Annotated in this window: 16 protein-coding genes and 1 pseudogene; 10 read left to right on the top strand and 7 right to left on the bottom strand. The window is 74.8% G+C overall.

The genetic code is table 11. The features are described from left to right. Nucleotides 1-202 precede the first annotated feature (202 nt). On the top strand, nt 203-667 hold the full coding sequence (locus tag EAH89_RS17860; protein ID WP_140885067.1) for a GlcG/HbpS family heme-binding protein: 465 nt from the start codon (nt 203-205) through the stop codon (nt 665-667). Next, nucleotides 667-2,055, top strand: a complete 1,389-nt coding sequence (locus EAH89_RS17855) for a M20/M25/M40 family metallo-hydrolase (RefSeq protein WP_140885066.1) — start codon at nt 667-669, stop codon at nt 2,053-2,055. Before EAH89_RS17860 ends, EAH89_RS17855 begins: the two co-directional genes overlap by 1 nt. Nucleotides 2,056-2,111: 56 nt before the next feature. Here the strand turns inward: EAH89_RS17855 and EAH89_RS17850 are convergent, their stop codons facing one another. The 3 genes from EAH89_RS17850 to EAH89_RS33130 all read right to left on the bottom strand — a co-directional run bounded on the left by EAH89_RS17850 (nt 2,112) and on the right by EAH89_RS33130 (nt 8,135). Then, nucleotides 2,112-2,303, bottom strand: coding sequence for a hypothetical protein (locus EAH89_RS17850; protein WP_140885065.1), 192 nt, complete (start codon nt 2,301-2,303; stop codon nt 2,112-2,114). Nucleotides 2,304-2,442: 139 nt separating this feature from the next. After that, the gene (locus EAH89_RS17845) at nt 2,443-6,183 is read right to left on the bottom strand and encodes a translocation/assembly module TamB domain-containing protein (RefSeq protein WP_140885064.1); all 3,741 of its coding nucleotides are present in this window, start codon (nt 6,181-6,183) and stop codon (nt 2,443-2,445) included. Then, nucleotides 6,183-8,135: an autotransporter assembly complex protein TamA gene (locus tag EAH89_RS33130; protein ID WP_277753854.1), complete on the bottom strand. Its 1,953-nt coding sequence runs from the start codon at nt 8,133-8,135 to the stop codon at nt 6,183-6,185. Before EAH89_RS33130 ends, EAH89_RS17845 begins: the two co-directional genes overlap by 1 nt. Nucleotides 8,136-8,158: 23 nt before the next feature. On the opposite strand from EAH89_RS33130, the gene EAH89_RS17835 reads away from it, so the two are divergent. After that, complete coding sequence (locus EAH89_RS17835) at nt 8,159-9,310, top strand: amidohydrolase (protein WP_140885063.1); 1,152 nt, start codon at nt 8,159-8,161, stop codon at nt 9,308-9,310. Between the two features lie 8 nt (nt 9,311-9,318). Beyond that, entirely contained in the window at nt 9,319-12,003 is a 2,685-nt protein-coding gene (locus EAH89_RS17830; RefSeq protein ID WP_140885062.1) for a bifunctional acetate--CoA ligase family protein/GNAT family N-acetyltransferase, read from the top strand. Here the strand turns inward: EAH89_RS17830 and EAH89_RS17825 are convergent. Together EAH89_RS17825 and EAH89_RS17820 are read right to left on the bottom strand one after the other, a co-directional pair. After that, nucleotides 11,969-12,847 (bottom strand): helix-turn-helix domain-containing protein, encoded by an 879-nt coding sequence (locus tag EAH89_RS17825; RefSeq protein ID WP_140885061.1) that lies wholly within the window; start codon nt 12,845-12,847, stop codon nt 11,969-11,971. The two genes, EAH89_RS17830 and EAH89_RS17825, sit on opposite strands and share 35 nt — an antisense overlap. Before the next feature lie 137 nt (nt 12,848-12,984). Then, nucleotides 12,985-13,869 (bottom strand): annotated as a pseudogene (locus tag EAH89_RS17820) (2-hydroxy-3-oxopropionate reductase); the annotation flags it as partial. A gap of 167 nt (nt 13,870-14,036) precedes the next feature. Between EAH89_RS17820 and EAH89_RS17815 the strand changes: the two are divergent. The 6 genes from EAH89_RS17815 (at nt 14,037) to EAH89_RS17790 (ending at nt 20,313) form a co-directional block, all read left to right on the top strand. Continuing rightward, nucleotides 14,037-15,107 carry an AI-2E family transporter gene (locus EAH89_RS17815; RefSeq protein WP_140885059.1) on the top strand — a complete coding sequence of 357 codons (1,071 nt, stop codon included), beginning with the start codon at nt 14,037-14,039 and terminating at the stop codon, nt 15,105-15,107. A gap of 172 nt (nt 15,108-15,279) precedes the next feature. Then, complete coding sequence (locus tag EAH89_RS17810) at nt 15,280-16,254, top strand: ABC transporter permease (protein WP_140885058.1); 975 nt, start codon at nt 15,280-15,282, stop codon at nt 16,252-16,254. Nucleotide 16,255: 1 nt separating this feature from the next. Continuing rightward, the gene (locus EAH89_RS17805) at nt 16,256-17,167 is read left to right on the top strand and encodes an ABC transporter permease (protein ID WP_140885057.1); all 912 of its coding nucleotides are present in this window, start codon (nt 16,256-16,258) and stop codon (nt 17,165-17,167) included. Then, entirely contained in the window at nt 17,167-18,159 is a 993-nt protein-coding gene (locus EAH89_RS17800; protein ID WP_140885056.1) for an ABC transporter ATP-binding protein, read from the top strand. Before EAH89_RS17805 ends, EAH89_RS17800 begins: the two co-directional genes overlap by 1 nt. Then, nucleotides 18,152-19,174, top strand: coding sequence for an ABC transporter ATP-binding protein (locus EAH89_RS17795; protein WP_140885055.1), 1,023 nt, complete (start codon nt 18,152-18,154; stop codon nt 19,172-19,174). The genes EAH89_RS17800 and EAH89_RS17795 overlap by 8 nt, the downstream gene beginning before the upstream one ends. Before the next feature lie 38 nt (nt 19,175-19,212). Then, nucleotides 19,213-20,313 carry an MFS transporter gene (locus EAH89_RS17790; protein WP_241667080.1) on the top strand — a complete coding sequence of 367 codons (1,101 nt, stop codon included), beginning with the start codon at nt 19,213-19,215 and terminating at the stop codon, nt 20,311-20,313. Between the two features lie 24 nt (nt 20,314-20,337). On the opposite strand, the gene EAH89_RS17785 is transcribed toward EAH89_RS17790, so the two are convergent. Continuing rightward, on the bottom strand, nt 20,338-20,865 hold the full coding sequence (locus EAH89_RS17785; protein WP_140885053.1) for a CreA family protein: 528 nt from the start codon (nt 20,863-20,865) through the stop codon (nt 20,338-20,340). A gap of 55 nt (nt 20,866-20,920) precedes the next feature. After that, nucleotides 20,921-22,603, bottom strand: coding sequence for a gamma-glutamyltransferase (gene ggt / locus EAH89_RS17780; protein WP_140885052.1), 1,683 nt, complete (start codon nt 22,601-22,603; stop codon nt 20,921-20,923). Nucleotides 22,604-22,606: the final 3 nt, after the last annotated feature.

Here is a 22,606-nt window from a genome sequence, read left to right as displayed (position 1 = left end):
TCCCGCTCGCGCGGGGCTGCCAGAGGCGGAGCGCGTCCGGAAATCAGATCACCGGGAGAAAGACTAAATCCCGTCCATGAACCGCGGGCCTTCCGCGCATCCCGACTCCCTGGCGGGACCCCCGCCGCCGAGGCCCGGCCTTGCCAGCGGCCGCGAGGGGCATAGAACCGCGGGCAGAACCCCTAACCGAACGGCGGCCCCCATGCCCAATCCCCCCATCGGCTTCCAGCACGGCGTCACGCTGGACCAGGCGCAGCGCATCGCGACCACCGCGCTCGAGGAGGGGCGGCGCCTCGGCCTTGCGCCCCTGACCGTGGTGGTGCTGGACGCGGCGGGCCAGATGAAGGCGCTGCTGAAGGAGGACGGGTGCAGCCTCCTCCGACCGGCCATCGCGCACGGCAAGGCCTTCGGCGCGATGGGCCTCGGCTTCGGCGGGCGGGAGCTGGCCCGGCGCTCCCAGGGGATGCCCGGCTTCATGAACGCCTTCTCCGACCTCGCGGGCGGCGCGGCGGTGCCTGTGCCGGGCGGCGTGCTCGTGCGGGACGGCGCGGGCGCCATCCTCGGCGCGGTCGGCGTCTCGGGCGACCTCTCCGACAAGGACGAGCTGGCGGCGGTGGCCGGCATCAAGGCCGCGGGCCTGACCCCCGACACGGGGGACGACGCCTGATGCACAAGCTGGACGCCGTCCTCGCCCGGCTCGACGCCGCGGAGGAGGAGATCCGCGCGCGCTACTTCGACTTCCTGCGCATCCCGAGCGTGAGCGCCCAGCCGGCCCACGCCGCCGACTGCCGCCGCGCCGCCGAGTGGCTGGCGCGCGAGCTGCGCGAGATCGGCTTCACCGCGGAGATCCGCGAGACCGCCGGGCACCCGGCCGTCGTCGCGCACCACCCCGGCCCCGGCACGAGCGCGGCGCCGCTGCTCTACTACGGCCATTACGACGTGCAGCCGGCCGAGCCCTTCGAGCTCTGGACCTCGCCGCCCTTCGAGCCGACCCTTGCCGAGGGACGCAACGGCCCCGTGACGGTCGCGCGCGGCGCGGTGGACGACAAGGGCCAGGTGATGACGTGGCTCGCGGCCATGCGCGCCTGGCACGACGTGGCGGGTTCGCCGCCCGCGCCGGTGCGCGTGCTGGTCGAGGGCGAGGAGGAGATCGGCAGCCCGAGCCTCGACGCCTTCCTCGAGGAGCACGCGGCCGAGCTCCGCCGCGCGCGCGCCGTCGTCGTCAGCGACACGAACATGTGGGACGCGCGCACGCCCGCCATCTCGGCCCGGCTGCGCGGCATGGCCTACGCGCAGATCGACCTCTTCGCGGCGTCGCGCGACCTGCATTCGGGCCTCTACGGCGGCATGGCGCTCAACCCGCTGAACCTTCTCTGCCGCATCATCGCCCAGCTTCACGACGCCAAGGGCCGCGTCATGCTGCCCGGCTTCTACGACGAGGTGCCGGAGGTCGGCGGCAACCTGCTGGCGGCCTGGGACTCGCTCGGCTTCGACGAGGCGCGCTTCCTCGGCGACATCGGGCTCTCGGTGCCCGCGGGCGAGGAGGGGCTGAAGCCGCTCGTCCGCCAATGGGCGCGGCCGACCTGCGACGTGAACGGGATCTGGGGCGGCTACGCGGGCCCGGGCGCCAAGACCGTCATCGCGGCCGAGGCGCACGCGAAGGTCTCCTTCCGCCTCGTCGGCGACCAGGACCCGAACGCCGTGCTCGACGCGCTGGAGGCCTTCGTGAAGGAGCGCCTGCCGGCCGACGCGCGCGCCGAGGTCCAGCGCTTCAGCTCCGCGCCCCCGGTGGTCGTGCCCGAGGATAGCGAGGAGGTCGCGGCCGCCCGCCGGGCGCTGGCCGCCGAGTACGGGCGCGAGGCGGTGCTGATCGGCTCTGGCGGCTCCATCCCCGTGGTGGAGAGCTTCCGCCGCATCCTCGGCCTCGACAGCGTGCTGATGGGCTTCGGCCTCGACGACGACCAGGTGCACAGCCCGAACGAGAAGTTCGACTGGGCCTGCCTCATGCACGGCGCGCGGAGCCACGCGCGGCTGCTGGCCGAGCTGGCGGGCTGAGCCCCGCCGCGACGGCGGGCCGGTCGCGCCCGGCCCGCCGTCGCCTCAGCGTCCTCTCAGCGCTTGCCGCCGCCAATATCCGCGCGCAGCTCGAGGATCCGCCCCTTGATGCTGTCGCGCAGCCCCGGCGAGGTGTGGGGCTTCATGCCGGCGAGCGTCTGCTCGAGCTCGGCGAGAAGGCGGCGCTTCTCCTCCATGCTGCGGCGAATCGGCTTGTTGTCGCTGAACTGTCCCTCGAAGGCGCGCATTTTCGCCCTCTCCTTCCATGCTGGTGGCGCCCGGCGGCCGGGCCGCGCGGCAACAGCGGAACGGCGACCGGGACGGGCGGAGTCTAGCCTCTGGGCGGCCGCGGCGGAATAGGTCCGGCGACGCTTCGGCCGGCCGCGTTCAGTATTCGTACTCGTAGGAGAGCCCGGCGCCCTGGCTGTCGGCCCCGGCGCCGCTCTCGAGCTTCAGCCGCGGCGTCAGCTCGATCTGCACGCCGACGCGCGGCGATCCCGTGGTCGTGCCGGGCTCGACGTTGAGGTAGATGCCCTGCCCGAGATAGCCGCCCGCCTCCACCCCCGGCGCCCCGTTGGCGCCGCTGCCGATGCCGAGCCGGTCGAGCCCGAGCGAGCGGCTGACGCGGCCCAGCACCCCCGTCACCGGATCCTCCTTCCCGCCCGAGAGCGCGCCCGACAGCACGCGCGCGAGCTGGGCGATCTGGAAGGGCGAGAGCTTGTCGGCGGAGCGGTTGAAGATGAGCCGCGCCAGCACCTCGTCCTGCGGCAGCTCCGGCGAGGAGGTGAACTCGATCTTCGGGTCGCGCGGCGTGCCGGTGACGGCGACGTTGATCGTCGTCGTGCCCGCGCGCGAGGTCGCGAGAAGGTCGATGTCCGGCGAGGCGACGTCGCCTTGGAACCGGAGCACGCCGCGCTCGAAGTTCAGGCGCCGGTCGAGCACGGTCAGGTTGCCGCGCCGCAGCCGCAGCTCCCCGCTTGCCTGCGGGTCGGAGACGTTGCCGGCGACCCGCACGTTGCCCCCGAGCTCCACGTCCAGGCCGCGGCCGCGGAGATAGACCTGGCGCGGCGCGTCGAAGGTGATGTCGAGCGCGAGCGGCGCGGCCTCGGCCGGGGCGGCCGTCCCCCGGCGCGCGGCGCCGGGCGGCGGCCGCGGCGCGCCGCGCCCGACCTCCCGCACCTCGCCGATGTCCGCCACGCCGCTCGGCAGCCCCTCGGGCACGCCGATGGTCAGCGTGCGCGTCGTGATCCGCCCGCCGAGGCGCATGCCCGAGTCGAGGGAGCCCGTCAGCCGCAGGTCCGTGTCGAAGGCGCCGCGGAGAAGGTCGCTCGAGACCGGCTGGAGGTCCTGGCCGGTGACCGTCAGCTCGATCGGCCGCCCCTCCCCGAAGGGCCGCAGCTCGCCGCGCGCGGTCAGGGCGCCGGGGCCGGCGCGGGCGGTGATGGACTCCACGACGATGCGCTCGCGGTCGCCGCGAACCGTGCCGGCGATGTTCCGCAGCGCCACGCCGTACTCGAGGTTGCGGTAGAGGCCGTCGCTCAGCCGCGCCGTGCCGGAGACGCGCGGCTCGGCCACCGTGCCGGCGGCCTGGGCCTCGATCGCCAGCTTCCCGGCCACCCGGCTGGCGCCACCGAGAAGGAAGGGGGAGGCGAGCGGGGCGATGTCGGCGTTGCCGCGCAGCGTGGCGCTGAGCGGCCCCTCAAAGTCGCTCGGCACCTGCGCCTCGAGGTTGAGGCGCAGCGCGGCGCCGGCGCGGAACTCCGCGCGGGCCTCCAGAGTCTCGCCCCGCATCCGGGCGGTGGCCTGCAGCGTGCCCTCGGGCAGGCCGCGCGCCCAGGGCGCCCCGGCCTTCAGCCCCGTGCCGCGCAGCTCCCCGTCGAGGCCGGGCCGGGCGACCGGGCCGGAGACGCGGATGTCGCCCGAGAGCGTGCCGGCCAGCGGCGGGTCGGGCGCGAAGAGGTTGGCGAGCGAGAGCGGAAGGGCCGCGATGGTCGCCCGCAGGTCCGCCGTCTCCGGCCCCCAGCGCCCGGCCAGGCGCAGAGTCCCGCCCGGGCGTGCCTGGAGCGAGAGGCCGGGGGTCGAGACCGCGCCGTCCGGCGCCAGCAGGATGGTGGCGGGGGAGGCGAGGCGGAGGCCGAGCGCCTGGCGCTGCACGTCGAGCGCGGCGAGCTCGACGCGCTTCTCGGGCCCGTCCAGCGCGAGGCGCGCGCGGAGCGTCGCCCGGGCCTCGAAGGCGCGGACGTCGCCCTGCACGTCCAGCGCCGCGTCCGTGCCCCGCGCCTGGAGGGTCCCGTTGACCGACGCGCCGCCGGCCCGGAGGTCGGTCGCGCGGAGGTCGGCCTCGATCCCTTGGCGCCGCGCGCCCTCCTCGCCCCGGGGTTCCAGCCGGGCCGAGAGGCGCAGGCCGCCGCCGAGCGGCGTGCCGGCGATGGAGGAGAGCGGCGCGAGGTCCGCGGCCTCGAGGAGGAGGCTGGCCGTGCCGAGCATCCGCTTCGTGTCGAACTCGCCCCCGCCCTCCAGCCGCGCCGGGCCGAGGGCGGCGCGGAGCGCCTCCACCCGCACGAGGTCCCCCTCCTGCGCCGCCCGCGCCTCGGCAGAGAGGGCCAGGCCCTGCAGCCGTCCCGCAAGGTTCAGGCTCCCGGCCGGGACCGTGGCGCTCGGCAGGCTCGCCTCCAGGCGGAGCGCCTCGAGCTTGCGGCCGTAGGCGAGGAGCTCCGGCGAGGAGGCGGTCAGCGCGACGGCGGGGCTCGCGGCCGGGCCGGTGACGCGCGCCCGGGCCGTGAGCGCGCCCCGCACGGGCACGTCGGGGAGGTCCTCGGCCGCGAGGGAGGCGTCGAGCGTGAGGTCGAGCGTCTCGCCATAGGCCCCCTCCGCCCGCAGGGTCACGGCGCGGCCGTCCACCGCCAGCTCGTGCACGCGCTGGCGGTTGGCGCGCAGCCGGAGGGTGGGGGAGGGGCCGAGCAGGCCCGGCGCGGGCTCGGGCAGGCGTGGGCCGGCGACGGTCGCGTCCACCCGGAGCTCCGGCGCGGCGTTGGTGCCGGTCACGGCGCCGCGGGCGGTGATGGCCTCCCAGCCGACGGCCTCGGGCACCAGCCCGGCAAGGGTGGAGGCGTCGTTCACGCGCGCCTCGAAGGCGAGGTCCAGCGCTTGGCCGACGAGCCCGCTCAGCTCGGCGGTGGCGGCGCCGGTCTCCACCCGGGCACGCTCGATCCGGGTGGCGCCGCCCTCGGCGGGAAGGGTGCGGAGGGCGAAGCGGAGATCGGCGACGGGCGGGGGCAGGAAGCCGCCCAGCGCCGCCGTGCCCGCCGCGTCCAGACCGACCCCGCCCGCGGCCGGGAGGCTGACCGTGCCCTTCGCCGCCAGCCGGGCCGTCTCGCCGAGGTCGGCGGAGACGTCGAGGGCCGCGCCCGTGGCCGGCCCGTCGAGCGAGACGCGCAGGCGGGTCGCCTGGTCCGGCTTGCCCAGCAGGCTGGCGACCAGCCCGCCCCGGGCCTCGTCATAGGCGACGTTCACCCGCAGGCGGTCCCCGGGGGCCAGGGCGAGGTCGAGGTCGAGCGAGCCCGGCGCGTCCAGCCGCCGGCCCTTGGCGCTGAGGAAGGCGCCGTCCACCCCGAGCCGCCCGCCGCCCTCCAGCGAGAGGACCGCGGGGATCCCGGCCACGGGCTCGCCGAGCTCGATCCGGGGGAGGGCGATCCGCTCGACGGCGATCTCCACCGGCAGTTGCGGCAGGCTCGGCAGCAGCGGCCCGGGCTCGGAGGGGGGCTCCGGCGCCGCGTCCGGATCGGCGACGGGGAGGCGGCTGAGGGCCACGCGCCCGGCGCTGAGGTTCCGCACCCGCGCCTCGCGCGAGGCCAGGCGGAGAAGGTCGAGGTCGAGCGCCACGTCCTCAAGGACGAGGTAGGGCCCCTCTCGGTCGGAGAGGACTACCCGCCCGATGCGCGGCGCGGCCGGCAGCCCGCCGTGCAGGTTCTCGATGGAAAGGCCCGGCACGTAGGACATGGCGAGCCGCGCCAGCGCGTCCTGCCCCGGCCGCACGTTCAGCCCGACCCAGGCCGCGCCCAGCAGGAGGACAGGGAGCAGCACCAGCAGGCCGAGGACGGCGCCGAGCACGCGCAGGAGGCGGCGCATCAGAAGGCCTGCCCGATGCCCACGTAGAGCCCGTAGCCGGAGTTCCCCGGGAGCTTCGAGAAGGGCAGGGCCACGTCCGCCCGGATCGGCCCGATGGCGGTGGCGTAGCGGAAGCCCACGCCGCCGCCGATACGGAGCTCGTCGAAGCCGAGGCCGGCCGTGTCGCTGACGCTGCCCGCGTCGACGAAGACGGCGACGCCGTAGGGGCCGGAGAGCCGCTGGCGAAGCTCGATGCTGCCCTCGGCGAGGGAGAGGCCGCCCCGTGGGGTGTTGTTGGACCGGCGGGGGCCGATCGTCTGGAAATCGTAGCCGCGGACCGAGCCGCCGCCGCCCGCGTAGAAGCGCAGGTGCGGCGGCACCTGCCCCGCCTCCGCCCCGGCGAGCGTGCCGAGGCCGGCCCGCAGCGCGAGCACGCTGCCCTTGTCCCCCGTGAGGTCGAAATAGGCGCTGCCGGTGGCGCGCGCGCGGACGAAGGTGGAGCTCGCATCCCCGAAGGAGAGGGTGGGCGCCACCACCGCGCTCGCGCGGTAGCCGCGCGTCGGGTCCAGCAGGCTGTCGGTCCCGTCGTAGCGAAGCCCGAGCGGCAGGGAGACGAGGCTGTAGTCGATCTTGCGGTCCACCTCGGAGGTCTTGCCGATGTCGCCGGCGACACCGGCGGAGGCCGTGAGCCGCGTGCTGAGCTTGCGCTCGAGCGAGAAGCTGGCGGTCACCGCGTCCCGGTCATAGGCGAGGAGACGCTCGCGGAGGATCGCGATCTCCGTCACCGCCGTCGCGTTCAGCCCGGCGAACCAGGGCTGGCGGAGGTTGGCCGAGAGGCGCGCGCCAGTGCCGTTGACGCCGGTCTGGGCGGTGCGGGAGATCTCCCCCTCGATCCGCAGCCGCTCCGCCCCGCCGAAGAGGTTCCGGTGCTCCCAGTAGGCGCGGATGGTCGGTCCGTAGCGGGTCTCGTAGGCGGCGGTGGCGCCGAGGGCGCGGAAGGGCCGCTCGGCGACGAGGAAGGTGACGGGCAGGCGGCCCTCGTCGTCGAGCTGGTCCCCCGTGCGCGCACGGACGGTGCCGAAGACGCCGAGCGCCAGCACGTCCCGCCGCACGCGGTCGAGCTCCCGCGGGTCGTAGGTCTCCCCCGCCAGCACGCCGGAAGCGCGGCGGAGAAGGTCCCCGCTCACGTTTTCCGACCCCTCCACGACCGGCTGGGCGAAGCGGGCGCGGGGGCCGGGCTGGACGCGGTAGACGATCTCCATCGTCCTCGTGTCGTGGTCGACGGTGATGTCGCGGCCGGGCACGCTGGCGAAGGGGTGCCCCGCCTCGCGAAGGCGCGTCAGCAGCGTCTCCTGGGCGGCGTTCACTGCCGCCGCGCGCGCGGGATCGCCGGGGCCGAGCCCCGCCACCTCCCCCGCCTCGGCGATGTCGGTCTCGGCCACGAAGGGGCGGAGCGTCGCGCGGGAGACGCGGTAGAGCGGCCCGGTGCGCGCGCCCACCACCACGGGCACCGGCTCGGGCCCGCGCGCCGCCAGGCGAAGCGCCAGGTTCGGCGCGTCCGGCGGCTCGCCGGCGAGGGTGATGGTGGGCGTGCCATCGTAGTAGCCCTCGGAGCGAAGGGCGTTCCGGAGCTGGGCCATGTCCTGGAGCGCCCGGGCGACGAGCCCCTCGGCGCTCGTCGGCACGCGCTCGCGGAGCCGCTGGAGCGAGGAGACGGCCTCAAGGGCCGTGTCTAGCGCCGCGTTGCCCGTGGGGGTGATCGTGACGGCGTAGGAGCGGACCGGGCCGTCCAGGGTGCCGTCCGCCCCCTCGGCTTGCGGATCGGTCGTTCCGTCCGATGTCCTCCCCGCCGGCTCCCCCGCTGGTTCCTGGGGCGGCGCGGCGTCCGGCCGGGGCCTGCCCGGCGCCTGCGCGACGGCGACGCCCACGAGCAGGAACGGCAGCAGCGCAAGTCCGGGGTGGAGCGACGGCAATGGAAGGGCTAACTCCTGATCCCATGGATGAGCACCTGTTCGAGACCTTGACGCAGTGGCGGCACCACCTCCACGCGAATCCCGACGTCACCCAGGAAGAAGGCCCAACCGCGGCCTTCGTCGCCCAACGTTTGCGTGAACTTGGCGTGACCGAGATCGAGACGGGGGTCGGCGGGCACGGCGTCGTCGCCACGCTGCGGCGCGGCGGCGGCAACCGCAGCGTCGGCCTCCGGGCCGACATGGACGCGCTGCCGATCCAGGAGGCGAGCGCCGACCTTCCCTACCGCAGTACGAAGCCGGGCGTGATGCACGCCTGCGGGCATGACGGCCACACGACGGCGCTGCTCGGCGCGGCCGCGCTGCTGATGCGGGACGAGGGCTGGTCGGGCACCGTCCGCCTCGTCTTCCAGCCCGCCGAGGAGGGCGGCGGCGGCGCCCGCGCGATGATCGAGGACGGGCTGTTCCGGCGCTTCCCGATGGACCGCATCTTCGGCTGGCACAACTGGCCGGGCCTCGCGGTCGGGACGATCGCCGTGCATGACGGGCCGGTGATGGCCGCCGGGCGCCGCTTCCAGATCCTCATTGAGGGCCATGCCGGCCACGCCGCGCTGCCGCACCTGACGCACGACCCCATCGTCGCCGCCGGCCACGCGATCGTCGCCTGCCAGTCGATCGTCGCCCGCAACCTCGACCCGCTCGACTCCGCGGTGGTGAGCCTGACGAAGATCGAAGGCGGCGAGGCCTGGAACCAGATCGCGGCCGGCGTCTCGATCCGCGGCTCGCTCCGCTACCTCCGCGACGAGACCGGCGCCATGATCGGCGAGGCGCTGGACCGTGTCGCCCGCGGCATCTCCGAGACCTTTCAGGTGAACGCGCGGGCCGAGGTGCTCGGCGGCGTCGCCGTCACCACGAATCACCCGGCGGAGCGCGACCTCGCGGCCGCGGCCGCCGGCGCCGTCACCACCGTCCGGCGCGACCTTCCAGCGGCCATGACGGGCGAGGACTTCTCGGAGTTCCTGCGCGAGATCCCCGGCGCCTTCGTCTGGATCGGGAACGGCCCCGCCGAGGGCGGGCGGGAGCTCCACCACCCGAACTACGACTTCGAGGACCGCGTGCTGCCCACCGCCAGCGGCTTCCTCGCCGAGGCGGCGCGCCGGGCGCTCTCGGCCGAATAGGAGGGCCCGTGACGCTCCCGGTCCCCCTCTCCGACCGAGGGCTCGCGAAGGGCTTCCGCGACACCAACCTCTTCGCGCCGCGCCGGGTGGCGCTGTTGGCGGACCCGGCGGTCGCGGCCTCCGGAATCCTCGCCCGGAACATCGCGGCAGGGCGCTTCAAGGGCGCGCTGCACGCGGTGGGCGAGGCCTGGCCCGGCCTGGAGACCGTCGCGTCCCTGGCCGAGCTGCCGGCGCCGCCCGACCTCGCGGTGCTCTCCCTGCCGCCGGAGGGGGTCGCGCCCGCCATGGCCTCCCTCGCCGCGGCCGGGTGCTTCGCCGCCGTGGTCATCGGCCCCGCGCCCGGTCTTGCCGCCGTCTGCGCAGCGACGGGCGTGCGCGCGCTCGGCGAGCGCTCCTTCGGCCTCTGCATCCCTCTCGCGGGGCTGAACGCCTCGCTGTCCCACGTCGCGCCGCGGCCAGGGCGGCTGGCGCTGCTCTGCCAGTCCTCCGCCGTCGCCCGCGCCGTGATCGACTGGGCGGAGAGCGAGGCGGTCGGCTTCACCCTCATCGCGGGGATCGGCACGAACGCCGACTACGGCTTCGCGGGCGGCCTCGACTGGCTGGCGCGGGACGCCGGCACGGGCACGATCCTGCTCGACCTCCGCCGCATCAAGGACCGGCGCCGCTTCATCTCCTCCGCCCGCGCCGCGGCCCGCACGCGGCCCGTGGTCGCGCAGCGCCCGGGCTATGCCGGGCGGGACGGGGCGGACGCGGTGATGCACGCGGCGCTGCGCCGCGCGGGCGTGCTGCGGGTGGAGGGGCTGGAGAGCCTTCTCTCCGCCGCCGAGACGCTCGGCCGCGTGAAGCCCTCGCCCCGGCCCGGACCGGACGGGGCGCGCGGGGACCGCATCGCGATCGTCTCCAACGGCCTCGGCCCCGCGCAGATGGCGGCCGACGCGGCGCTGCGCGGCGGCGGCCGCCTCGCGCAGATCCCCGAGGCCGCGCGGGCGATGCTGGACCTCGCGCTGCCCGGCGGCTGGACCGGGCACAACCCGCTCGCCCTGCCGATGGGGCAGGGGCATCGGCTCGGCGAGGCCGCGACCCTTCTCGGCGCGCTGCTCGAGGTCGATTCGGTCGTCGCCATCCACGCGCCGGCGCCAGAGGAGGACCCGGCGATCGCGGCGGAGGGTCTCGTCGCCGTGGCCGCGACCTCCGGGCGGGGGCAGCGGGCCGCGCCGGTGCTGACCGCCTGGCTCGGCCAGTCGACCGCCGGCGCCCAGCGCCGCGCCCTCGCCGAGCGGGGGGTGGCCGTCTTCGCGACGCCGGAGGCCGCGGTCCAGGGCGCGCTCCACCTCGCCCAGGACCGGCGCAACCGGGCCGCCGCCGCCGAGCTTCCCCCGGCCGAGGTGATGGAGGTCGCGCCCGACCGCGCGCGCGTGGCCGCCATCTTCGCCGCCGTGCGCGCCTCAGGCCGGCTGAGCCTCGACGAAGCCGAGGCGCTGGCGGTCTTCGACGCCTACGGCATCCCCGTCGTGCCGCACCGCGTCGCCGGCACGGTGGAGGAGGCGGTGGCGGCGGCGGAGGCGCTGGGCTGGCCCGCGGTGCTCAAGCTGCTGAGCGCCGACCTGCCCGCCAAGACCGAGATCGGCGGCGTCGCGCTCGGCCTCCGCGACGCCGACTCGCTGCGCGCGGCCGCGGCGGAGATGCTCGCCCAGGCCGCCGCTTCGGCCCCGCCGCCGGCGCTCCGCGGCTGGATGGTGCAGCCCATGGGCCCGCCCGGGCGCGAGCTTCGCCTCCGGCTTGAGGACGACGCCATGTTCGGCCCTTGGATCGGCTTCGGGCGGGGCGGCACGGCGGCCGAGATCGAGGCGGACGAGAGCTTCGACCTGCCGCCTCTCAACCGCGCCCTCGCGCTCTCGATGATCGGGCGCACGCGGGTCGCGCGGCTGCTCGACGGCTGGCGGGACCAACCCCCGGTCTCGAAGGAGGGGCTGGCCGAGGCGCTGGTCGGCCTGTCGCAGCTCGCGGTCGACTTCCCCGAGGTGGCCTCCGCGCGGACGAACCCGCTCCGCGTCGGGCCCTCCGGCACCATCGCGCTCGACGCCGACCTCACCCTGCGCCCGGCCGGGGAGGCGAGCCGCCTCGCCATCCCGCCCTATCCGGCGGAGCTCGCGCGGCCCTTCGCGCTGCGCGACGGGCGGCGGGTGCTCGTGCGCCCGATCCGCCCGGAGGACGCGGAGGAGCTGGCCGCCTTCGTGCGCCGCGTGCCCGCGGAGGACCTGCGCTTCCGCTTCTTCAACCGCCTGCGCGAGCTTCCGCCCGCCCAGATCGCCCGCCTCACGCAGATCGACTACGACCGGGAGATGGCCTTCGCGGCGCTGGAAGACGGGCGCTTCGCCGGCACCGCGCGCCTCGTCCTGGACGGCCAGGGCGGGGGGGAGTTCGCCATCCTCGTGGACGCCGGCTGGAAGCGCGGCGGCCTCGCCAGCCACCTCATGGCGCGGCTGGTGGAATGGGCGCGGGCGCGCGGGCTGCGCCGCATGGCGGGGCAGGTGCTGGCCGAGAACACGGGAATGATCCGCTTCGTGCGCCGAATCGGCTTCACGACCCACGGCACCGAGGACCCGGAGATCCTCGAGGCCACGCTGGACCTCGACTCGGTGCCCGCGGGCTCGCCGCTCAGTGAAGCCGCGTCTCGGCCAGGAGCAGCCTGAGGCGGGCGGCGGCCTCGGCGCCCTTGCGCGCCTCGCGCCAGGCGCTCTCGGCCACGCGCTGGTGGATGCTGACGGCCTCGTCGGCGGCGGTCACCATGCCGACGCCGATGGCGTTCAGCGGCGGGCTGTCCGGGAGGAAGGGGCTCGCGCAGAGATGCGCGCGGTCGCGCGCGCGGAGCACCATGAAGTGGCCGGTCGGCGCGGCGTCCGTCAGCAGCCCCACCTGCAGGCCCATCGGGACGCTCTCCATCAGCGCCGCGAGGTTCTCCGCCTCGGCGCGCGCGGCGAGGATGCAACGTTGCCGCACGGCGTCCGACAGCCGGAGGCCGGGGGCGATGCCGTCGGTCAGGAGGTTGCGCAACGCGGTCTCGCCGACCATCGCGATGATCGAGGGCCGGCGCTGCTGGTAGAGGCGCTTGCGGGCGGTGAGCAGGCCGAGCGCCTGCTCGGCCGCCGCGTGGAAGGCGAGCCGCTCCGTGGCGGTGCCGGCGGCCTCCGCCATCGCCTCTGCCAGCGCCGCGTCGTAGGCCTCGGTGGTCACGAGGGTGCAGAGCGCGCCGCCGAGCTGGAGGATCTGCTCGGCCTCCTCCTCGACCTGCCGGAGGCGCTCCTGCAGGGCAAGGGGGCGGGAAAAGTACTCGACGCCGATCCCGAGAAGGGAAAGAGGCGAGATCTTGAGCAGCTCCGCGAGGCGCCGGATCGTGTCCAGCTTGATCACCTCGCCCTTCTCGTAGCGGTAGAGCGCCGCCCGCGACACGCCGAGGCGCGCGGCGATCTCCTCGGCGCGCAGGCCGGATTCCAGCCGGTAGGCGCGAAGCTGCTGCCCGATATCGGCGAAGCGCATCGCCCGTTCCTCGGTGGGCGAGGCACTGGCATTTCGGCCCGTTCGCATCGGCGTCATCTCATGGCCCTGGATTGGTGCGTTAAAATGCGCGTTTTCGCCCTCTGGCGCAATTGCATGCACGCAACACTAGGCATCCTTCATCCAATCTCGTGCGACGCGAGTTTTTCGAGCGCGCGCACCATCGCCGAGTGGTCCTGCTGCGATCCACCAGCGGCCGAGACCGCAGAAAAGAGCTGCTGTGCCGACGCCGTCTGCGGCAACGCCACGCCGAGATCGCGCCCGGCCTGCAACGCGAGGTTGAGATCCTTCTGGTGGAGCGCGATTCGGAACCCCGGGTCGAAGGTCCGCTTGATCATGCGCTCCGCGTGCACCTCGAGGATGCGCGACGAGGCGAAGCCGCCCATCAGGGCCTCGCGCACGCGGGCCGGGTCCGCGCCAGCCTTGCTCGCGAAGACAAGGGCCTCCGACACGGCGGCGATGTTGAGCGCGACGATGATCTGGTTCGCGACCTTCGTCGTCTGGCCGGCCCCGTTCGCCTCGCCGACGAGGGTGATGTTCTTGCCCATGGCCTGGAACAGCGGCAGGGCGCGGTCGAAGGCCGCCTTCGGGCCGCCGACCATGATGGTCAGTGCCGCGTTGCGCGCGCCCACCTCGCCGCCGGAAACGGGGGCGTCGAGGTAGTCGCAGCCGCGCTCGTTCACGCGGGCCGCGAAGTCCTTCGTCGCGGTCGGGCTGATCGAGGACATGTCGATCACCAGCGTGCCCGGCTTCAGCGCGGCGGCGACGCCGCCCTCGCCGAAGAGCACGGCCTCCACATCGGGGGTGTCGGGCAGCATCAGGATGACGACCTCGGCACCCGCCGCGACCTCGGCGGGGGAGGGGAGGACGGTGGCCGCGCCGCGGACCTCGTCCGTCAGGCTCGCGCGCTCGGGCACGAGCAGCTCGTGGCCGGCCTTGGCGAGGTTGACCGCCATGGGGCGGCCCATGATGCCGAGGCCGATGAAACCGATCTTCATGCGCGTCTGTCCCGCTGCGGTGCTGCTCGAGCGGCAGGGCTAGCGCAAATCGTAACCGTGCCCAAGGCCGCCGGAGGACACGGGGCGGTGGGCGGCAAGGCAGCGCGCGGGGCGGGCGTTTGGTCCGGGCGCGGGGCCGCGCCATAAGGGATCGCCCTGGCCCGGAGCGAATCATGCCCGACGACAAGCAGTTCCTGATTCGTATCATCGCCGTCACGGCGCTGGTGGCGCTGCTCGCCGGCTGCTTCCTCGTCCTGAAGCCCTTCCTCTCCTCCCTTCTCTGGGCCGCGATCCTCTCCTTCACGACCTGGCCGGCCTACCGCTTCCTGACGGACCAGGCGAAGTTCCGGCCGGGCTGGGCGGCCGCGCTGATGGTGACGGTGATGATGCTCGTCTTCGGCCTGCCGCTCGCCATCGCGGCGCCGACCAGCCGGGAGGAGATCGACGGCCTTCGCAGCTCGATCCAGACCTTCCTCACGGACGGGCTGCCCGCCCTGCTCGCGGCCACGGGCCGCCTGCCCTTCGTCGGCGGCTTCCTGGAGGAACGATTCGGGGAGCTCGACCTCGGGGTGAGCAATCTCTTCGGCATGCTCCGCCCCTACGCCGGCGACGCCGCGCAGATGGCGCTCAGCCTCTTCCTCGCGGTCGTCTCCGGGGTGGCCGAGCTGCTGGTGGCGATCCTTCTCTCCTTCTTCTTCTACCGCGACGGCCCGCGCCTGGCGCAGGCGCTGGACCGGGCGGCCGAGCGGATCGCGGACGGGCGCGGCCGGCGGCTGGTGGCGCTGACCGGCGCCGTGACCCGGGGCGTGGTCTACGGGCTGCTCGGCACGGCGGTGGTGCAGGGGGCGATGACCGCCTTCGGGCTCTGGCTCACCGGCGTCCCCCATCCGGCGCTCTTCGGCCTGCTCGCGGGGGTGGTCTCCATCCTGCCGATCGGCGCGCCGGTGGTCTGGATCCCCGCGACCATCTGGCTGCTGGTGAACGGCAGCACGGGCTGGGGCATCTTCATGGGCCTCTACGGCGCCTTCGGGATCTCCTCGGTCGACAACTTTATCCGGCCCTGGCTGATCTCGCGCGGCGCGGACCTTCCGCTGCTGCTGACCCTCCTCGGCGCGCTCGGCGGCGCCTTCGCCTTCGGGTTCCTGGGCCTCTTCCTGGGGCCGGTTCTGCTGGCGGTGGCCTTCACCATCATCCGCGACTGGACGAACGAGGGGCACGCGCGGAGCGGCCCGCTCGCCATGTGACGGCGGCCCCGGATAGGCTGCGCCGCCGGCGGCCCTGCCGCCAAACCCGCCCACCGCCCTGGAAACGGACCGGATGATCGACGGATTAAATCACGGACGGGTTGGGACGGACGCCCCGCCCGCCGGCGCCTGCCGGCTGGACGGGCCGGCGCCGGTCCGCTAGGCGCAACCCGTGCCCGCTTTCATCCTGTCCCGCGTGCTCCAGGCCCTGCCGGTGATGCTTGCCGTCGCCTTCATCGCCTTCACGCTCTTCACCTTCGTCGGCGACCCCATCGCCACCATGCTCGGCCAGGAGTTCTCCGTCGCGCAGCGCGACGCGCTCGTGGCCGCGCTCGGCCTCGACCAGCCGGTGCCGGTCCAGTTCCTGCGCTTCATCGGGAACGCCCTGCACGGGGAGTTCGGCCTCTCCTACCGCCTGTCGCGCCCCGTCTCGGCCCTCATCGCCGAGCGCGCCCCGGCAACCCTCGAGCTCGCCCTCTGCGCCTCCATCGTCGCCCTGGCGGTGGGGCTGCCGGCGGGGGTTTACACGGGCCTCTACCCGCGCTCGCCGATCAGCCGCGCCCTCCTTACCTTCAGCCTCGTCGGCGTCTCGCTGCCCACCTTCCTCATCGGCAGCCTGCTCATCCTCGTCTTCTCCGTCTGGCTGGGCTGGCTGCCGAGCTTCGGGCGGGGGGACACGGTGCAGCTGGGCTGGTGGAGCACGGGCTTCCTGACGGCCTCGGGCCTCAAGGCGCTCATCCTGCCCTCCATCACCCTCGGGCTGTTCCAGCTCACGCTCATCCTCCGCCTCGTGCGCTCGGAGATGCTGGAGGTGATGCGCTCGGACTACGTGAAGTTCGCCCGCGCCCGGGGGCTGCGCGACCGCTCGATCCATTTCGGCCACGCGCTGCGCAACACCCTCGTGCCGGTGATCACCATCGTCGGCCTGCAGCTCGGCTCCATCATCGCCTTCTCCATCGTGACGGAGACGGTCTTCCAGTGGCCGGGCATGGGGCTCCTCTTCATCCAGTCCGTCTCCTCGGCGGACATCCCCGTCATGGCCGCCTACCTGCTGCTGATCTCGGCGGTCTTCGTCACCATCAACCTGGTGGTCGACCTTCTCTACTACGCGGTGGACCCGCGGCTGCGCGCCGGGGGAGGGCACTGAGATGAACGCCATCGCCCGGGCCTGGGACAGCGACATCGCCTATGCCTTCCGGCACTCGCCCACGGCCGTCATCTCGGCGATCGTGGCGCTGGTCTGCATCGTCGGCGCCGTCGCGGCGCCGGTGCTGGCGCCCTACAACCCCTTCGACCTCGCCAGCCTCGACCTGATGGACGCCTTCAACCCTCCCGCCTTCCTGGACGAAGGGACGCTCGCCCATCCCTTCGGTACGGACGACCAGGGGCGGGACGTGCTCTCGGCCATCATGTACGGGGCGCGGATGTCGCTCTTCGTCGGCGTCTCGGCCACGGCCTTCGCCCTGTTGCTCGGCGTTCTGCTCGGGCTGATGGCGGGCTACGCGGGCGGGACAGTCGACGCCGTGCTGATGCGCATCGCCGACGTCCAGCTCACCTTCCCCAACATCCTCATCGCGCTCCTCGTGGACGGCGTGGCGCGCGCCGCCCTGCCGCGGGACCTGCACGACCAGATCGCCGTCTACGTCGTCATCTTCGCCATCGGCATCTCGGACTGGCCCCGCTTCGCCCGCACCGTCCGCGGCTCGGCCATGGTGGAACGGAACAAGGAATACGTGCTGGCCGCGCGCGTCATCGGCATCGGGCCCGCGCGGATCATGCTCACCCATGTCCTGCCCAACGTCCTCGGCCCGCTGCTCGTGCTGGCGACGCTCAACCTCGGCCTTGCCATCATCTCGGAGGCCACGCTCTCCTTCCTCGGCGTCGGCCTGCCGCAGACCCAGCCGAGCCTCGGCACGCTCATCCGGATCGGGAACGACTTCCTCTTCAGCGGGGAGTGGTGGATCACCGTCTTCCCGGGCGTCGCCCTCATCGCGATGGTGCTCTCGGTGAACCTGCTCGGCGACTGGCTGCGCGACGCGCTGAACCCAAGGCTCCGCTGATGGCCGCCCCGCTTCTCGAGGTCCGCGACCTCGTCGTCGAGTTTCCCGGGCGGCGCGGCACGCTTCGCGCCCTCGACAAGGTCTCCTTCGACATCGCGCCCGGCGAGGTCCTGGGGATGGTCGGCGAGTCCGGCGCCGGCAAGTCGATGACGGGGGCCGCCATCATCGGGCTGCTGGAGCCCCCCGGCCGCATCGCCGGCGGCTCCATCACCCTCGCTGGCCAGCGGATCGACAACCTCTCCCCGCGCGAGATCCGGCGGATCCGCGGCAAGCGGATCGGCGCCATCTTCCAAGACCCGCTGACGACGCTGAACCCCCTCTACACGGTCGGCGACCAGCTGACGGAGACCATGCGCACGCATCTCGACATCGACGCCGCCGAGGCGCGCCGCCGCGCGGTCGGCTGGCTGGAGGCGGTCGGCATCCCCGCCGCCGCCGAGCGGATCGGAGCCTATCCCCACCAGTTCTCGGGCGGCATGCGCCAGCGCGTGGTGATCGCCCTCGCCCTCTGCGCCGAGCCCGAGCTGGTGGTGGCGGACGAGCCGACCACGGCGCTCGACGTCTCCGTCCAGGCCCAGGTCATCGCCCTCCTCCGGCGCCTGACGCGCGAGAAGGGGACCTCGGTCATGCTCATCACCCACGACATGGGCGTGATCGCCGAGACCGCCGACCGCGTCGCCGTCATGTACGCCGGGCGCATCGCCGAGATCGGCCCGGTGAAATCCGTGGTGAAGGCCGCGGCGCACCCCTATTCCGCGGGGCTGATGGCCTCCATCCCGCCGCTGTCGCACCGGGTCGACCAATTGCCGCAGATCGACGGCGCCATGCCGCGCCTGACCGCCATCCCCCGGGGCTGCGCCTATAACCCGCGCTGCCCCCACGTCTTCGACCGCTGCCGGGAGGAGCGGCCGGAGCTGCTGCCGGCGGTGGAGACGCGGGCCGCCTGCTGGCTCTTCGACAGCCACGCCCCGCGGGAGCGCGCCCATGCCTGAGGCCGCGATCTTCGAGGCCCGGGACCTCAGCCGGCACTTCGATGTCTCGAAGCCGGCCCTGCAGCGCCTCCTCGCGCGCGAGCCGCGGCGGACGCTGCGCGCGGTGGACGGCGTCTCCTTCGCCATCCCGCGCGGCACCACCTTCTCCCTCGTCGGCGAGAGCGGCTGCGGCAAATCGACCGTCGCGCGGCTCGCGGTCGGCCTCTACGCGCCGAGCGGCGGCCAGGCCATCTTCGAGGGGCAGGAGCTGGCGGAGGCGCGGAAGTCCGTCGCGCAGCGCCGCCGCATGCAGATGATCTTCCAGGACCCCTACGCCAGCCTCAACCCCCGCTGGCGGGTGTCGGACATCGTCGGCGAGCCGATCCGCGCCTTCGGCATCGCCGAGGGCGGCGCCGCGCTGCGCGAGAAGGTGGGCGCGCTGCTCCGCCAGGTCGGCCTCTCGCCGGCCGACGGCAACCGCTTCCCGCACGAGTTCTCCGGCGGGCAGCGCCAGCGCATCTCCATCGCCCGCGCGCTGTCGTCCAACCCCGAGTTCCTCGTCTGCGACGAGCCGACCTCGGCGCTCGACGTGTCGGTGCAGGCGCAGATCCTCAACCTGATGAAGGGCCTGCAGCGCGAGCTCGGGCTGACCTACCTGTTCATCAGCCACAACCTGGCCGTCGTGCGGCAGGTGAGCGACCGCGTGGGCGTCATGTATCTCGGCCGGATTGTGGAATCCGCGCCCGCCGAGACCCTCTTCACCGCGCCGCGCCACCCCTACACGCGGGCCCTGATGGAGGCGATCCCGGACCTGGAGATGGCCGGGCGGGAGCGCCAGCCGGTGGGCGGGGAGGTGCCGAGCCCGATCAGCCCGCCCTCCGGCTGCACCTTCAACCCGCGCTGCCCCCTCGCCAACGACCGCTGCCGCGCCGAGCGCCCGGCCCTGGTCGCGGCCCGCGGCACGCCGGAGACCCTCGTCGCCTGCCACGCCGTGGAGGAAGGGCGCGACGGCTTCGAGGCGCGGGCGGCGGCCTGAGCCCCACGCCGGGCCGGCAGGCCGCCCTCATCGCGGTGATGATGGCCTGCGGGCTGCTCGTCGTCGGGCAGCTCTACGCCACCATCCCGCTCACGCCCTGGATCGAGGCGCGCTACGGGCTCGACGCGCCGACGGCGGCGCTGGCGGGAAGCGCCTTCGGCGTCACCTACGCGGCAAGCTTCCTCGCCTGCGGGCCACTGTCCGACCGCCTCGGGCGCGGCCGGGTCATCCTCGCAGGCCTCGTGCTGCTCTCGGCGGCCACCGTCCTGGCCGGGCCGGCGCCGGGCTTCCCGAGCCTTCTTGCCGCCCGCGCCCTGCAGGGCGTCTTCGCCGCCACGCTGCCGCCCGCCGCCGTCTCGCTCGTGGTGGAGACGCTGCCGGAGGAGCGCCGGCCCTTCGGCATCGCGGCCATGGCCTTCTCCTTCCTCGCCTCCGCCCCGGTCGCGCAGCTCGTCGTCGCGGACGTCGCCGAGCACGGGCTGCCGCCGGTCATGCTCGGCGCGGCGCCGCTCCTCCTCGCGGCCGCCCTGCTGCTGGCGGCCACGCTCGGGCGGGCCGGCCTCGGGCGGCCGGCGCCGGTGAGCGGCGCCCGCGCCGCCTCGCCCGCGCGCGACCCGATCATCGTCGCCTGCTGGGTCTGCGCGCCGATGCTCATGTTTGCCTTCGTCGCCTTCCAGGCGGGCGTTCAGATCCTCGGCCCTTCCCTGCCGATCGGGCCGGCGACGCTGCGGCTCCTCGCGGTCCCGGCGCTCGCCGCGGGCTTCCTCGCGGTGCCGCTGGCCGGCCGGATCGGCGCGCCCGGCACCGCCATCACCGGCTTCGCGATGGTGGCGGCAGGGCTCGCGCTCACCCTCGAGGGCGGGTGGGGCGGGCTGGGCGGAGGGGCGGCGCTCGCGACGGCGGGGGTCGGCATCGGCGTGACGGGGCTGATCATGACCATCTCGGGCCGGGCCGCGACGCCGCGGCGGGGCCTGGCCGTCGCGGTCTACACCTGCACCCTCTTCCTTGGCGCGAGCCTGGCGCCGCCCGCGGCCGCATCCCTCGCCCCCGGCGGGCCGCTGCCGCTCCTCGGCGTGCCGGCGGCCGTGGCGCTGGCCGGCGCCGCCCTCCTCCTCGCCGCCCGCCGCCTCTTTCGTTGATCAGGCCGGGCCGTCCGGGACGGCTCAGCGCGCCGGGGCGGCGGCCGGGCTGGAGGCCGGCGTGGGCGCGACGGGCGTCACGGCCACCGGCACGACGGCCACCGCGCTGAAGGGGGATCCCTCGACCAGCTTCGTCGACCAGACCATGTAGACGACGGCGTTGCGCTGCGTGTCGATGAAGCGGTGGACGCGGGTCTCCTTGAAGAAGAGGCTCGTCGAGTTCTCGTGGACGATCTCGCCCCGCTCCCCCCGCGCCGCGCCGGGGGAGATCTCCACCGGCCCCGTGGCCGTGCAGGAGATGGAGAAGCGCGCGGGGTCCTCCGCCACGCCCACCATGCCGGAAATCCCGCCGGTGCGGGCCTGGCTGAGGTAGCAGGAGACGTTGCGCACCTCTGGGTCGTCGAAGCGCTCGATGACGATGCGGTGGCTCCGCGTGAGGCCGAGATTGGTGAGCGCGGTGTTCACGTAGCCGATCTGCGCGGTGTCGTCGGCCGCGAGGGCGGGGCCGGCGAGGGCGACGGCGGCGAGCAGGGCGAGGGCGGGGCGGCGCATGGCGGGTCTCCGGTTCAGCCCGATAGCGCGCGAAGGGCGCGCGGGTTGGGGCGCGTCACTCGCCTAGCGAAACGCCCTCGCGCCGCGGGTCGGCGCCGCCGAGCAATCCCTGCGGGGTCACGCGGATGGCTTGGATGCCCGAGGGCATGGCGCGGACCTCCACCCGGTGGCCCCGCGCCGCCAGGGCCGGGGCCAGGGCGGCCGCCGGGGTATCGGCCTCGAGCTCGACCGCGCCGCCGAGCGTCCCGACATGGGGCAGGGAGACCGCCTCCTGCGGCGTCATGCCCCAGTCGAGCATCCCGACGAGCGCCTGCGCGACGTAGCCGATGATCCGCCCGCCGCCGGGCGAGCCGACGACCGCCGCGAGCCGCCCTTCGCCGTCGAGGACGAGGCTGGGCGACATCGAGGAGCGTGGCCGCTTGCCCGGCCCCACGCGGTTGGCCACCGGGCGCCCCTCGATCTCAGGGCGGAAGGAGAAGTCGGTCAGCTCGTTGTTGAGGACGAAGCCACCGGCCACGAGGCGCGCGCCGAAGGTGTCCTCCACCGTCGTCGTCATCGAGACGGCGTTCCCCGCGGCGTCGACGATCGCGACATGGCTGGTGCCGTTCTCCACGGCTTCCGGCATCGGCGCCCCGGGCCCCGCCTCGCGCCAGCGCGGGTTCCCGGCGCGGGGTTCCGCGATGGCCTGCCCCGGCGAGACGAGCTGGGCGCGAAGGGTGAGGTAGGCGGGGTCGAGCAGCCCGCGCACCGGCACGGGCACGACGTCCGGATCGGCGAGGTACTGCGCGCGGTCCGCGAAGGCCAGGCGCCCCGCCTCGGCCAGGAGGTGCGCCGCCTCCGGCCCGCGGGGGTCGAGGCGCGGCAGGTCGAAGTGCTCGAGCACGCCCAGGATCTGCCCGACGGCGACGCCGCCGGAGGAGGGCGGCGGGAAGCCGCAGACGCGGAAGGCGCGGTAGGGCAGGCAGACCGGCTCGCGCTCCTTCGCGGCGTAGGCGGCGAGGTCGTCGGTCGTCATCGCCCCGCCCTCGCCGTGGCCGCGCACGGCCTCCACGATGGCCTCGGCGACGGGGCCGCGGAGGAGCGCCGCGGCCCCGTCCCGCGCGATCAGCCGGAAGGTCTCCGCCAGGGCCGGGTTCCGCAGCCGCTCCCCGGCCCTGAGCGGGCGGTCGCCGCCGCGCAGGAAGAGGTCCCGCGCGGAGGGATGCCGGGCCAGCCGCGCCGCGTCCCCCGCGATGGCCTCGGCGAGGCGCTCGGAGACGGGAAAGCCCTCCTCCGCCAGCGCGATGGCGCGGGCCCAGAGGCCCTCCCAGGGCAGCCGGCCGTGGCGGCGATGGGCCATCTCCAGCATCGCGACCGCGCCCGGCACGCCCACGCTGCGGCCCGAGAGCACGGCCTCGTAGAAGGGCAGCGGCGTGCCATCGGGCCGCAGGAAGAGCTCCGGGCGCGCCGCGGCGGGGGCGGTCTCGCGCCCGTCGAAGGCGGTGGCGGCGCGGGACGCCGCGTCCCAGTTCAGGAGGAGCGCGCCCCCGCCGATGCCGCTCGACTGCGGCTCGACGAGGGTGAGAACGGCCTGGACGGCGACGGCCGCGTCCACCGCCGCCCCGCCCCGCCGCAGCACCTCCAGCCCCGCCTCGGCGGCGAGCGGGTGGGCCGCGGCGACCATGCCCTTGCCCGGGGGCGACTGCGCGAGGGCGGGCCAGGCGGCCAGCAGGAGAAGCACGGCGACGAACGGGCGCATGGC

Origin of the sequence: Muricoccus nepalensis (assembly GCF_006438825.1) — a bacterium.
GTDB classification, from domain to species: domain Bacteria; phylum Pseudomonadota; class Alphaproteobacteria; order Acetobacterales; family Acetobacteraceae; genus Roseomonas; species Roseomonas nepalensis.
Note: the sequence above shows the minus strand (reverse complement) of the source record. Positions and strands in the feature narration are given on the sequence as shown.